Annotated in this window: 9 protein-coding genes and 2 tRNA genes; 8 read left to right on the top strand and 3 right to left on the bottom strand. The window is 56.9% G+C overall.

The window, feature by feature from the left end:
* The first annotated feature begins 18 nt into the window (after positions 1-18).
* The 4 genes from P1X16_RS11125 to P1X16_RS11140 all read left to right on the top strand — a co-directional run bounded on the left by P1X16_RS11125 (position 19) and on the right by P1X16_RS11140 (position 3,548).
* Positions 19-90, top strand: a tRNA-Glu gene (locus P1X16_RS11125).
* A gap of 103 nt (positions 91-193) precedes the next feature.
* Positions 194-787 carry a Crp/Fnr family transcriptional regulator gene (locus P1X16_RS11130; protein WP_277228783.1) on the top strand — a complete coding sequence of 198 codons (594 nt, stop codon included), beginning with the start codon at positions 194-196 and terminating at the stop codon, positions 785-787.
* 70 nt (positions 788-857) lie between these two features.
* A complete protein-coding gene (locus P1X16_RS11135) occupies positions 858-1,223 on the top strand; it encodes a DUF4260 domain-containing protein (RefSeq protein WP_277228785.1) in 366 nt (121 codons plus the stop codon).
* Between the two features lie 150 nt (positions 1,224-1,373).
* Positions 1,374-3,548 carry a bifunctional alpha,alpha-trehalose-phosphate synthase (UDP-forming)/trehalose-phosphatase gene (locus tag P1X16_RS11140; RefSeq protein ID WP_277228787.1) on the top strand — a complete coding sequence of 725 codons (2,175 nt, stop codon included), beginning with the start codon at positions 1,374-1,376 and terminating at the stop codon, positions 3,546-3,548.
* Positions 3,549-3,646: 98 nt separating this feature from the next.
* On the opposite strand, the gene P1X16_RS11145 is transcribed toward P1X16_RS11140, so the two are convergent.
* Positions 3,647-5,431 carry a glycoside hydrolase family 15 protein gene (locus P1X16_RS11145; RefSeq protein WP_277228789.1) on the bottom strand — a complete coding sequence of 595 codons (1,785 nt, stop codon included), beginning with the start codon at positions 5,429-5,431 and terminating at the stop codon, positions 3,647-3,649.
* A gap of 245 nt (positions 5,432-5,676) precedes the next feature.
* On the opposite strand from P1X16_RS11145, the gene P1X16_RS11150 reads away from it, so the two are divergent.
* Both P1X16_RS11150 and P1X16_RS11155 read left to right on the top strand, forming a co-directional pair.
* Entirely contained in the window at positions 5,677-6,375 is a 699-nt protein-coding gene (locus tag P1X16_RS11150; protein ID WP_277228791.1) for a TVP38/TMEM64 family protein, read from the top strand.
* A 66-nt stretch (positions 6,376-6,441) separates the two neighbouring features.
* Positions 6,442-6,513 (top strand) — tRNA-Glu (locus tag P1X16_RS11155).
* Positions 6,514-6,610: 97 nt separating this feature from the next.
* On the opposite strand, the gene P1X16_RS11160 is transcribed toward P1X16_RS11155, so the two are convergent.
* Positions 6,611-7,120, bottom strand: a complete 510-nt coding sequence (locus P1X16_RS11160; protein ID WP_277228793.1) for a YetF domain-containing protein — start codon at positions 7,118-7,120, stop codon at positions 6,611-6,613.
* 477 nt (positions 7,121-7,597) lie between these two features.
* On the opposite strand from P1X16_RS11160, the gene P1X16_RS11165 reads away from it, so the two are divergent.
* Together P1X16_RS11165 and P1X16_RS11170 are read left to right on the top strand one after the other, a co-directional pair.
* A complete protein-coding gene (locus P1X16_RS11165; protein ID WP_277228795.1) occupies positions 7,598-9,754 on the top strand; it encodes a hypothetical protein in 2,157 nt (718 codons plus the stop codon).
* Between the two features lie 320 nt (positions 9,755-10,074).
* On the top strand, positions 10,075-10,365 hold the full coding sequence (locus P1X16_RS11170; protein ID WP_277228797.1) for a GIY-YIG nuclease family protein: 291 nt from the start codon (positions 10,075-10,077) through the stop codon (positions 10,363-10,365).
* Positions 10,366-10,769: 404 nt separating this feature from the next.
* Here the strand turns inward: P1X16_RS11170 and P1X16_RS11175 are convergent, their stop codons facing one another.
* On the bottom strand, positions 10,770-12,761 hold the full coding sequence (locus P1X16_RS11175) for a PAS domain-containing sensor histidine kinase (protein ID WP_277228799.1): 1,992 nt from the start codon (positions 12,759-12,761) through the stop codon (positions 10,770-10,772).
* Positions 12,762-12,984 lie beyond the last annotated feature (223 nt).

A 12,984-nucleotide genomic window follows, 5' to 3' on the forward strand; every position in this document is an offset into this window, starting at 1 on the left:
GGAAAAGGCCTCTTATCTGGTCCGTTCGTCTAGGGGTTAGGACTGCAGATTTTCATTCTGCCAACAGGGGTTCGATTCCCCTACGGACTACTTGCCTCCCGTTAGGTTTTCATTTAAAACCCGCTTATCAACTTGGTAAGCGGGTTTTTTGTTTTGCCTCGCCTTATAAGCAAGCTGCCCCTATCTTGCAGCTATGCATCCACTACGGGCTTGTATCCATCATTTTGTATCGCTCACCGACGCTGAGTGGGCACCTTTGGCTGCAGGCTTGCAAGCACGCCAACTAGCTCGGCGCGAGTTGTTTGTAACGCAAGGCAAGCCCAGCACCGACCTCTGCCTGGTGCTATCTGGGGCCTGTCGGCTTTTCTACACACGCCCCGACGGGGAAGAGAAAACCACTTATTTCTTTTTCGAGAACCATCTGATGGGCTCCTACCAAAGCTGCCTTACGGGCCAGCCCAGCGCTTTCAGCATTGAAGCGCTGGCGCCCACCGAGCTGCTGGTGTTCCCCTACGCTCTGCTTGTAGCGCTCTACGATGAGTGGCCGGTATATGAACGGTTTGGGCGCTTGCTGGCCGAGTACCTCTTGCTCGGCACCGATGCCCGCTTGGCCGAGTTGCTGCTGCTTAGCCCCGAACAACGCTACCAAGCCTTGCTGCGCAGTCACAAAACCAAGATTCTGGAGCGGGTTCCGCAGCACTACATTGCTTCTTACCTCGGAATAACGCCGGTGTCGCTAAGCCGCATCCGGGCGCGACTGATGGAGAGTGATGGGCGCATTTCTTAGCTTTTGTTAACGATTTTCGGCTGCCTGAACGTGGACCTTTGAAGGGTACTTCACAACCACTTCAAGCGCCATGAAAAACCTACTGAAACTAGAAGAAGCCGCCGAGTTGCTAGTTGCCGTTGTTGTCTTCAGCCAACTGCCTTTCGCTTGGTGGTGGCTGCCCGCTCTGTTTTTGGTGCCCGACCTAAGCATGCTGGCGTATCTGATAGGTCCTCGTGCCGGAGCCGCGGCGTATAACTTGCTCCACCACAAGGCGCTGGCTATTGGCGTGCTCCTACTGGGCTGGTGGCTTATGCAACCGCTGTTGCTGCTGGCCGGCAGCGTACTGCTCTTCCACACCGCCTTCGACCGTTTGATGGGTTACGGCCTGAAGTATCCTTCGCACTTCAAGCACACGCATTTGGGCGTTATCGGGGCGCAGCCGGCAAGCGCCTAAAACCAACAAATTTCTTTGTTCAGATTCCTATCCAAAAGGCGTTTGTAAGCTCAACTTTACTTGCTTGCTGTTCAGGTGTGTTTAAAAAAATAATGTCTGTGCCAGGTTTTCTCTCGTAAACCGAAGAGTGTATCAATTGAAAAACGGCTCATGTCCCGCACCATTATTGTTTCCAACCGCCTTCCTACCAAAATATTACGTACTGAAAACAGCCTTACATTCCAGCCTAGCGAGGGTGGCCTAGCCACGGGGTTAGGCTCCATTTACCGGCAAGGCGACAACGTGTGGGTAGGCTGGCCCGGACTATTTGTTGAAGACGAAGCCGAAGAACAGCACGTGCAGGAAGAACTGGTGAAAGACAGCATGGTGCCAGTCTTTCTGACGGAAGCCGAGATTCGGGATTTCTACGAAGGCTTCAGCAACTCCACGCTCTGGCCGACTTTTCACTACTTCACGCAGTACGCCACCTACGAGCAAGAGCACTGGGAAGCCTACGTGGCCGTGAACGAGAAATTCTGCCAAGCCGTACTAGAGCAAGCCGGCCCCGACGACACCATCTGGGTGCACGACTATCAGTTGCTGCTGTTGCCCGAAATGCTGCGCCGGGCCCGCCCTGACTGCACCATTGGCTTCTTTTTGCACATCCCCTTCCCTTCCCACGAGCTGATTCGGGTGCTGCCCTGGCGCAACGAGTTGCTGCAAGGATTGCTCGGCGCCGATTTGATTGGCTTCCATACCTACGGCTACATGCGGCACTTCCTGAGCGCCGTTTCGCAATTGCTCGGGCTCAACTCCCAGAACGGCCAAATCCAGACGCCCACCCGCACGGTCTTGGTCGATGCCTTCCCGATGGGTATTGACTATAACCGGTACGCGAGTGCCGCCACTTCCGACGCGGCGTTGGCCCACGAGGCCGAGTACCGGGAGGCGCTGCGCGACTCGCGCGTTATTCTCTCAATCGACCGGCTCGACTACACCAAGGGGATTGCGCAGCGCCTGCGGGCCTTTGAAGTCCTCTTGCAGCGCTATCCCGAGTGGCGCGACCAAGTAAGCTTGATTATGGTAGTAGTGCCCTCGCGCGACCAAGTGGCGCAGTATGCGGCGCTGAAAGAGGAAATCGACGAGCTGGTAGGCCGTATCAATGCTCAGTTCAGCTCTATCTCCTGGACGCCTATCCATTACTTCTACCGCTCGTTTCCGCTGGAAGAATTGGCTGCACTGTACCGCCTAGCCGAAGTGGCCTTGGTAACACCCATGCGCGATGGTATGAACCTGGTAGCCAAAGAGTTTGTGGCCAGCAAAGTTGACCAGAAGGGTGTGTTGATTTTGAGCGAACGGGCTGGTGCCGCTCGTGAGTTGTCGGATGCCCTCATTATTAACCCCACCGATACCGGCCAACTGGCCGAGGCCATGCACGATGCGCTGGTGATGCCCGAAGACGAGCAGATGCAACGCATGGCCGCCATGCAGGCCTTGGTGCAGCAATACAACGTGTTTTCGTGGACCAAGCTGTTTATGGATCGGCTTTCGTACGCGAAGATCAAGCAGCTCACGCTGGCCACCGAAACAATGGATGCGGCCACGCTCACGCAATTAACCACTGAGTTTGAAACTGCAGACAGACGCCTGTTTCTGCTCGACTACGACGGTACGTTGGCCGCCTTCAACACCAACCCGCAACGCGCCCAACCCGATGCCGAAATGCTGCACCTGCTGCAACGGCTGGTGGAAAATCCGCGAAACCGGGTAGTTATCATCAGTGGCCGCGACCGGAACACCTTGCAGAAATGGCTTGGGCATCTGCCACTGGAGTTTATTGCCGAGCATGGGGTGTGGTTGCGTCGCAAAGACGAAGACTGGACGCTGTTTCAGCCCTTACGCAACGACTGGAAAGAAGAGCTGCGCCCAATTCTGGAACTGTACGTTAGCCGCACGGCGGGCTCCTTTATCGAAGACAAAGAGTACTCGCTGGTTTGGCACTTCCGGCGTGCTGATGCCGAACTAAGCGCCATGCGGGCCCGGGAGCTAGTAAGCCACCTTACGTTCCTGGCATCCAACACCGATTTGCAGGTGATGGAGGGCAATAAAGTAATTGAAATTAAAAACGCGGGCATCAACAAAGGCACCGCGGCCTCACGCTGGCTAACCGACTACGAACCCAACTTCATCATTGCCATCGGCGACGACCGCACCGACGAAGATACCTTCGGAGCCATGCCTCCTGAGGCGTACACCATCAAAGTGGGTAGCGCCACTCGGTCCTTGGCCCGCTTCCACGTACGTGGCACCAATGAGGTGCGCCAGTTGCTGCGGAAGCTGTTGTAGCCAGTAGTAGGTTATCAAAGTAAAAGCGGCCGTGCATCCTTGTTGATGCACGGCCGCTTTTTTTGGACTAGTCTTAAGCTGGAAGTTTCTACTAGTTTTTACACAAAGTTTGGTCGATCCAGCTTTTTGGCAATGCGGTAGGCGGCATTCACGAGACCAACGTGGCTGTAGGCTTGCGGGAAGTTGCCCCACTGCGAGCCAGTTTTGGCGTCTACGTCTTCGCTAAGCAAACCCAGGTGGTTAGTATACGTGAGCAGCTTCTCAAACTCCCGGATGGCGTCGTCGAGGCGGCCTACGCAGGCCAGGGTTTCCACGTACCAGAAAGAGCAAATCAGGAAGGTGGTTTCGGGCGTACCGAAGTCGTCGGCGTGGCGGTAGCGGTAAAATAGGCCCTCGGGGGTCATCAGCTCCTTTTCCAGCGCAGCCAGGTGCGTATGCGCCCGCTCGGTGGTGGGGTCGAGGTAGCCCATCATGATGAGCTGCAAGGTACTGGCATCGAGGTGGGGCGAGCCGATGGCGTTGGCATACGCTTGGCGATCCTCATTAAAGCACTGCTCGATGCGGCGGGCCGCTTCGTTTTGGAGTTCCAACGCCAGCGCTTCCATTTCGGGGTTGCCGAGCGAGTGCGCCACTTTCCGAGCCGCACTACTGCCGGCCCAGTGAAAGAGGTAGGTATAGCAGTGGTACTGCGCAATGTGACGGAACTCCCATAGCCCAGCGTCCGGCTGGTCCATGGTAGCCTGAATCATGTGCAGCGCCTCGTAGATCAGCTTGCTCGGGTTGGTGCGCTCGGGGTCGAGGAAGCGGCAGTCCACGTAGAGCGGCAGCAGGGCCACTAGTACCTGCCCATACACGTCGTTCTGAATGTGGGTGAAGGCGTCGTTGCCGATGCGTACGGGCTGGTTGCCGAGGTAGCCGGCTAGCGGCAGCTCGATTTCCGTTAGCTCCGATGCTCCACTGATGCCGTAGAGCGGCTGGTACTTGCCCACCACTTTGGTGGAAATGTTGGCGATGTAATGGAAATACCGCTCCATCTCCTCGAAGTGGCCGATGTTGTTGAAGGCCGTGAGGGTGTAGTACGTGTCGCGCATCCAGCAGAAGCGGTAGTCCCAGTTGCGGGTGCTGCCGGGCGCTTCGGGCAAGCTGGTGGTGCTGGCCGCAATAATGCCGCCGGTGTCTTCGTACTGGTGCATTTTGAGGGCCAGCGCCGAGCGAATAACGGCACTCTGGTGGAAGTTGCTGATGCTGGTGCTCTTCACCCACTTGCGCCAATAATCAATCGTGCTCCGCAAAAACCGCTCGGCGGTGCTTTCCAAGGAAGCCTCCAGCGGCGCGCCATAGGTCAGCACCAAGTAGCGCGGCATGTTCAGCACGAAATCCTCGTCTTCCAGAACGTAGGTAAGAGGTATATCGGTGGTAAGGCGGATTTCCTCGTCTAGGCCAAGGAAAGCAATGTGGTTGGAGCTACGCCGCCGGCTGAGTTGTTTTTCGCCGTATTCTCCCACGGGGTTGCAGGTCACGCGCACGCGGGGCGTACCAACCAGCGGCTCCAACTTCCGAATAATCATGAGCGGCTTGTAGTACCGCTCGTGCTGCTCGAAGCGGGGCGCAAAGTCGGTGACACGGTAGCGCCCTTCCTCGTTCTCGATTTCGGTGCAGAGCACATTGGTATTGGTCAGGTAATACTGCTTCGTTTCGTAGGGGCCGCTCGCACCGGGCCGCACGCTGAACTCGCCGCCTTTCGCGGTGTCGAGCAAGTCGCCGAACACAAAACTGCTATCGAAGCGGGGCCAGCAAAGCCAGGCCACCGAGGTATCCTTGCGAATAAGAGCCAGATAAGCGCAGTTGCCAATCAGACCCATGTCGTAAGTGTGCTTGATCATCAGGAAGTGGTGAAGTTGTGGAGAGGTGAAACAGTGGGCTTGTACACCTGCAAATTCCACGTTCGGCTAGCACGGATGCGCGCAGCCAGAACGCGAAACTTACCGTTCCACAAGGCCATTGTCTCACAATTTCGGTATTAAGTACCCCATTGGGGCCGTTGGGGTTGCCGTAGCTTTCCGGCCGGAAGCTACGTACAGGGGCTGAGTGGTCTTTCCGCCCGGTTTTCTCTGCACCTAACTTGCTCATGCCTAGCTCCTCAACCCGAAACACCAACCATACCCCACTTTATATCACGCTGGCTTTGCTAGCTGCCCTCGTGGGCGCCTATTTTCTTTGGCCCGCCTTTCAGGAAGCTGCCAAGGAGGCTTTCACGGTGCTTAAGAGTGGCGAGCAAAAACGCATTGCTGCCTGGATGCAACAGTTCGGGTATTGGGGCCCGGTGGTGCTAGTGCTGCTGATGGTGGTACAAATGTTTTTGTTTGTGGTGAATGTGGTGGCGCTGATATTGGTGGCCATACTGGCCTACGGGCCGTGGTGGGGATCATTGCTGGCGCTAGGTGGCTGCGTAGTGGCTTCCACGGTGGGCTATGGGCTCGGTCGGGCCCTCGGTGAGTCGTTTGTGAGCCGGCTACTCGGCGAAAAAACTGAGAAGAAAGTCATCGACGTGGTGCACCGCTACGGCGTGTGGGCCGTCATCATTGCCCGCCTCTCCCCCGCCCTCTCCGACGACGCCATCAGCTTTGTGGGCGGGGTAGCGCGCATGGGCTATCTAAAATTTATTGCTGCTACGGTGGTCGGTGTAGTGCCCCTAATTGCGCTGCTAGCCTACCTCGGCGAAGACAGCAACCGCCTGAAAACCGGCCTACTATGGGTGTCAGGGGTAAGTCTACTGCTGTTTGGGGCCTACGTGTGGTGGGACCGGCGGCGGCAAAAAAGCACCTAAATCCTTGCCACGGACTTGCAGCGTATCTTTTTCGTGCTTTATCTTTGCACCACCAAAACGAACCACGGTCCGTTCGTCTAGGGGTTAGGACTGCAGATTTTCATTCTGCCAACAGGGGTTCGATTCCCCTACGGACTACTTTACTTAAACGCCTCTCCGCTACCGGAGAGGCGTTTTTGTTTTTCATGGCCGCATTTCTAGCCAGTGCAGAATTGCTGGCAGCTGGCATACGATTTTACTCCGACTGCTTTTTTATCACGCTGATTTTGCCGCTCCGCTCCAAGTGCATCGACTCGACTTTGTCTAACGATGAGATACTGGCCGTTTCGCGCAGCCCTTCCAGCAGCTCCTTTTCGGTTATGTCGCTCTGGCGCATCTTGTTGCGCAGTATCTGCCCGTCCTCTGCGAGCATCGTGGCTTTGCCCTTAATAAGCCAGCCAAACCATTCGTAACGGTATGCCACCATGGCCAGCAGGCGGTGCAACCCCACAAAAATAGCACAGGCTAGCAGCGTCGACCACAAGGGCGACGCTGCCATTACGGCCCGACTGAGTAGTGAGCCAAGCGTGATTTTCAATACTAGGTCGAAGGCTGTGTCGCGGCCGAAAGTGCGGGGACCAGCCACTCGTAGCATGGCCAGGGCGGCGCAAAAAACGAGTACCGCTCGTGCGGCAACCTGTGATGTTGTGATGCTGTTGGCTTCGGCATGCAAACCGAAGAGTTCTATGAAAAAGCTGGTATCCATTCGGGGAATTTTGGAAGTAGACTTAGCGCCTGCCGGGCACGGCCACGCTTAACACGAAAGAGGCACGGAAAAAAAGACCTGCCGAGCCGATACCTGGACGGTGATTAATCGACTACACGTCGGCAGCTAGCATCCGTAGACTGACGTCTTACGGACGCAGGTTGTGCCGGTTGGTGTTGCCTGTTTGGGGCGTAGGACCGGGTTGCCCTGCACTGTTGTGCTTGGCGCTCAACCCACCAAGAAACTCGTACTGGCAGGTGTAGAGTGCAAAATCTATTTTTCGTACCGCCAAGCTGCTCACCGAATTACCACTGGCTGTACTATTTCAATTTGCACTTGACATAGACGGATAGCAGAATAAGAAAAGTACAGATTCTTACGTGTCACAACAGCTCAGCCGCTAACTTTACGCACTTAAAGAGCCGTTCTTCCTGTGGGCGGTGCTATTTCTGCTTGGTTTCTGACGCTGTTTGCTCTGTGCGCTTCCCTTTCAGCTTTCGTTTTGATCTTGGTTTCGTAGCCCTGGTATTGGGTTTTCTACTGACCACCCTCACTTCTCAGGCTCAAAGCGGGCCGCTTTTGCGCGAATTGGTGGTGCGCACCGATACCACCCGCTACCAGCTCAGCCGCAACACGGTAGCTGTGCAAGGCGAGCAAAATTTGTACTTCTACTACCGCCAGGAAGACGAAACCGCCGAGCTAGAGGTGTACCCTATACAGCCGCGTATGCCGCTGCGCCTCGTCCGCTCGGCCGATTTCACTTTACTCGACTCCCTAACACTTGCCCCAAACGGACAATTCTACCGGGCCAAGGTGAGGTTCAAGGAGTTGTCAGCGGTGCAGTTTCTGCGGTTCACGTTCACGCAGACCGCCGACTCCGTAGGCCGGCCCGCCGTTACGCAAACCGTGAACCTGCTGCCCGTAACGCGCACCACACTGGATTTGCGGCCCGCCGATACCGATCTGTATGTGGGCGAGGAAAAGGTGTTCGAGCTGAGCACCAACAACGTCAAGAACATTCGGGCCGGGGCCGACTGGACCAAAGGTCAGGACATCGACTACCGCATCACGCAGGAAAAAGGCGTCCTGCGCTTGCACGTGCTGCCCAACGCCCTCGGCACCCGGGTACTCACGGTGCGGCCCCAAACCGAGCGGCCTTTCCTCACCGACAACAACCGCCGCGCCAGCTACGCGCTGCCAACCATCCGGCAGGAATTCACGGTGAAGGCGTCGCGGCTGCGCTTCCTGAACGTCGATAAAAAGGAAATTACCATCGATGATGTTTCGCAGCGCAAAGGCGTGGAGCTGATTCTCGACAACGGCCGCACCTTTGAGCTAAGACGGACTTACCGCATCGAGGAGCAGGAAGAAGCGGGCGGGGCCCTGATTGCCGAACTGTTCACACGCCAGTACCTGACCAACGACCGGGTGCTGTGCTGGCTGCGCGTTTACAACACGCACCGCCTCACCGACAGCTACCTCTACATCAAGGAAAACGACCAAGCCAAGTACATCACCAACCTCAACATCTCGCCCAAAACCACGGTCACAACGGTGAGCGTACGGCACCGCGGCGGCGACTGGGTGAACAGCACCAACGTGAGCCCCGGCGAAACGGTGGACGTGCGGCTGGAAGGAATATCGTTGCAGCGGGCCCGGTTTCACTTCGAGGACGTGCAGATTGTTCCTTCCGACTCCAGCGTGCGTACCGATGCCGTAGTGGTGTACCGGGTGCAAATTCCGCTCACCATCGACAAGAAGCGTATCACCATCTACAACGTGGGCCAGCCGACGGGCTACAACCTATCGGTGAAGGAGTTTCAGCGGCCGCACCCGCTCGACTTTGTGAGCGTAACCTTTGGGGAAGCGCCCCGGCCCGTCACGCGCCTGAATGGGCCGGTACTCTACAACCGCACCGTCCGCGACGTGGTGTTCAGCTTCAATTCCAACGGCATCGACTCCGACAAGCAGCTCTACGGCAAGCAGTACCTCACCTTCGACATTCGCACCCAGAACAGCAAAGGCGAGTTGATTGAGATGCGTACCATCGACAACATTGTGGTCTGCCCCGGCGACAACTCGGTGCGCGCCGCCTTCTACCAAGACAAGCAGTGCCAAGTAGGCAACATCAGCCTCAACAGCTTGCTGAACGCCCGCAAAACCTACGACCTCGACGACTGGAGCACCATGATTGTCACGGTAAGGCACACGGCCGGACAGTACCAGGAGCCGGGCTTCTCGCAGAAGCTGGAGCTGGTGTTGCAGCGCCGCGTGAAGTTTGATATCGACGTAAGTTTCCCGGGCGGCTTGCTGACTAAGTATCGCGGCGAATCGAGCTACACGTCGTTCGGGGGTATTTCGCTGGCCATGCTGGGGCAGTTGAGCTTTTATCACCCCGAAAAAATCAACCGCCTGCGTCCCTACAAAGTGGGCGCTGGTTTCGTGGCCCTCAACGCCTTCGACCTCAGCAAAGAAGGCGGCAACCGGGACCTGGGCGTGGTGATTCTGGGGTCCCTCTACCCCACCCGCCGCGAAGCCAAGCTAACCTTCCCGCTGTATCTGGGCGGTGGCTATCTGCTCTCGAAAGGCAAGCCCTTCTTCCTGCTAGGCCCCGGCATCGGAGTACGACTGTAGGTACACTTGCGCAAAAGCCTCGTGCTACTATGCTAAACTCAGCATGATGAAGCTTCTACCATTGCCTAAGTAACTGTCATGCTGAGCGGAGTCGAAGCATCTCGCTAGTGTGGTAACCTCCTTACTACCGCAACGATTCGAGCGAGATGCTTCGACTGCGCTCAGCATGACAGTTACTCTAGCGTCATCGTCTGTACAACGTCAGCACGCGAGATGCTTCGGCTTCGTTGCACTGCGCTCAGCATGACAGGTAGTGTGGCAGAGGATCCTATGATGAACACCTTGGTGCGGTGGCACCTGCGTAGTTTTAAGGCAGTTATATGTACGTCTATATCTTAACCAATCCTATCCGCACAGTCTTATATATCGGCGTGACAAATGCCATTGAGCGTCGTGTTTATGAGCATAGCTCCACTCTAGGCGATACCAGCAAATTCACTGGCCGCTACCAGACTGACTTACTAGTGTATTTCGAGCATTGTGCCGACGCGGCACAGGCTATAGCTCGGGAAAAGCAGTTGAAAGGCTGGACCCGAGCAAAGAAAGAAAAGTTGATTTCTGACTTCAATCCTGAATGGGCGACTATTGACCCGATGACGTGGGAAGGTTAGCTGATTATTTATTGGCTGTTTCAGTAAACAGCCAGAGCAATTGGCGCATCAAGCCAGTGATGCAGCCCAAGCTTCTCAAGTACTAGTGCTAGTACTAGCGGTTTGTGTTAGAGTAGTATTGTCATGCTGAGCGAAGTGTAACGAAGCCGAAGCATCTCGCTCGAATCGTTGAGTTCATAAGGGGTTTACCACACTAGCGAGATGCTTCGGCTCCGCTCAGCATGACCGGTATACTTTGGCAACGGCGGCACGCTAGAGGCTTTGACTTTGCCCCTGGTGCACCTCAGGCTTGATGTACCAGCGCCATATGCTCGGTATGACGCACCCTTACAACGGCAGCATACGATACAATTGACTGCTTTGTAGATATCGCTTATTAGGCGATGGGTTGGCAGCGCTAGCGTCTACTTCACGGGTAGCTCGATGCTGACGATGGTGCCTTGGCCGGGGCGGGAGTTGATGGTGAAGGAGCCGCCGAGCAGCCCCACCCGGTTCTGGAGGCCGGGCAGGCCGATACCGTGGCGGGGAACGAAGTTGGGAGTGGGCTCGAATCCTTGGCCGTTGTCTTCCACCGAAATGGCCAGCTTATCGTTTTCGCGCACCACGTGAATGAAGGCTTCCTGGGCCCGCGCGTGCTTGATGATGTTGTTGAACAGCTCTTGCACGATGCGGTAGACGGCCACTTCCATGAGCCGTGGCAACGGTTGTTCGAGGCCGGAAAGGTGCAGGTGCACCGACAGGCTGCCGCGCGGAATCCGGCGGGCCAACTCCTCTAGCGCAAACTTCAACCCGAAATCCTCCAGAATGCCGGGCGTCAGCTCGAACGAGATGGTGCGCGTCATGCGGATGGCCTCGTTCAGGAGGACGTGGGCCTCGTCGCGGCGCGGGCGGCCGGGGCCGGCATGGGTTTCGAGGTGCAGCTTGGCGGCGTAGAGCAGCTGCCCCACCCCATTGTGCAGGGCTTCGGCAATGCGCTTGCGCTCGGCTTCCTCGGTGGTCAGAATGGCCGATAGCACTTCTTGCTGCTGGCTAAGCTTGAGCTGGGTGGTTTCCTCGATGAGCCGGTTGCGCTCGGTCATGTCGCGGACCACGACCAGCACGCCGCTGATGTCGTCTTGCTGCTCGCCGCGCAGGGGCACAAGGTAGGCGTCGTAGTGGCCGGGGCGCACAATAAACGGAAGGCCATTCAACACGGTCTGCTCGCCGCTATGCAGTACCTGCCCGAAGCGCTGCTGCCACTCCGGCGTGTCGAGGCTCGGAAATAAGGCGAATATCTCCTGGCCGACCACTTCGGCTTCCAGCAAACCCGAGTACTTCTCGGCTTCGCGGTTCCAGGCCGTAACGCGGCCCCAACGGTCGAGGGCAATGATGCCATCAACGCTGTTGTCGAGCAAGTTCTCCGAGAATTCTTTTTCGGCGCGGAGCTGCTCCTGGGCCGCGCGCTGCTGCGTGATGTCGCGCCACACAGCATGGACGAGTTGCTCGCCGTTTACGTTGATGTAGGTGGCTACCACTTCCAGCCATTTGTACTCGCCCCGCATGGTGCTGCGGTACCACTCGAACCGGTGGGCACCGCCGCGCAGCAGCTGGTTGTAGTGCTGCTGGATCAGGTCGTCGGAACGCCCCCCGCCGGGCTGAAATTCGGGCACCAGAAAATTGAGGGGCTTGTTTACCAGCTCGCTTTTTTCGGTGGCGCCAATCAGGCGCAGGGCTGCGGCGTTGCAATCCACGATGCGCAGGTTGCGGATAAGCACCACGGCATCGGCGCTTTGCTCGAAGAGCTGGCGAAAACGGGCCTCGCTCATGGCCAGCGCCTCGGTAGCCGCGCGCCGGGCGCTGACGTCGAGCAGGGCCAAGCGAAACTGCACCGCGTTTTCCGCTGCTGTCACGCGGTTGCCTTCCAGCTGAACATACAGCTCCTGGCCATTGTCGCGAATGAAACGCAGCTCGCAGGTTTGCCGGTCTTCCGACGCCAGCATGGCGTCGAGGAACGTGTAAAATACGGCGCGCTCCTGTTCGGGAATAAACAAGGCGAGGCGACGGCGTATCAGCTTCTGGCGGACGTCGCCTAAGAGCTGGGCCGCGCTTAGGTTGAGTTGCTGAATGGTGCCGCGGGCATCCAGCGTCAGGTAGCCAATGGGGGCAAAATCGTAGAGGTCAACGTATTCGGCGCGGGCGGTTTCCGCTTCGCTCTGGGCTATCAGTAGCTCCTCATACTGCATTTCCAGCTCGATCTGGTGGGTTTGCAACTCCTGCACGAGGCGCTGCACGGCATCATCGGGCGTGCCATCGTCCACGGCTCGCGTAATGAGATTGCGCCACCGTTCGGCACGCTCGCGCAAGGCCAACAAGGCTTCCTTGGGACTAATGTGGCCCTTGTGGTTGAAGTCACTCATAGACGGAAGCTGCACAAGCTATACCTACGTGCTAACGGAGTATTGGAAAAGTCGTTCCCTACCTTGTTCAGATTGTTTGGGGCATGGTTGAGCTACAAAGCCGAAGACAGGAAACACGCTGCAAAACGGAAAGAACGGGGTTAAAGAGCAGAGCTAACAATATAAAATCTGGTCTTTCTCTCCTCGCCTCCTGCATTTCTATTACCTGCCACGCAGCGGAAAC

Source organism: Hymenobacter sp. YC55, from assembly GCF_029433095.1.
Taxonomy (GTDB): Bacteria; Bacteroidota; Bacteroidia; order Cytophagales; family Hymenobacteraceae; genus Hymenobacter.

Coding starts and splice junctions, on each gene's coding strand:
- P1X16_RS11140 (WP_277228787.1), top strand. CDS start 1,374: ATGTCCCGCACCATTATTGTTTCCAACCGCCTTCCTACCAAAATATTA.
- P1X16_RS11150 (WP_277228791.1), top strand. CDS start 5,677: ATGCCTAGCTCCTCAACCCGAAACACCAACCATACCCCACTTTATATC.
- P1X16_RS11135 (WP_277228785.1), top strand. CDS start 858: ATGAAAAACCTACTGAAACTAGAAGAAGCCGCCGAGTTGCTAGTTGCC.
- P1X16_RS11160 (WP_277228793.1), bottom strand. CDS start 7,120: ATGGATACCAGCTTTTTCATAGAACTCTTCGGTTTGCATGCCGAAGCC.
- P1X16_RS11145 (WP_277228789.1), bottom strand. CDS start 5,431: ATGATCAAGCACACTTACGACATGGGTCTGATTGGCAACTGCGCTTAT.
- P1X16_RS11175 (WP_277228799.1), bottom strand. CDS start 12,761: ATGAGTGACTTCAACCACAAGGGCCACATTAGTCCCAAGGAAGCCTTG.
- P1X16_RS11170 (WP_277228797.1), top strand. CDS start 10,075: ATGTACGTCTATATCTTAACCAATCCTATCCGCACAGTCTTATATATC.
- P1X16_RS11130 (WP_277228783.1), top strand. CDS start 194: ATGCATCCACTACGGGCTTGTATCCATCATTTTGTATCGCTCACCGAC.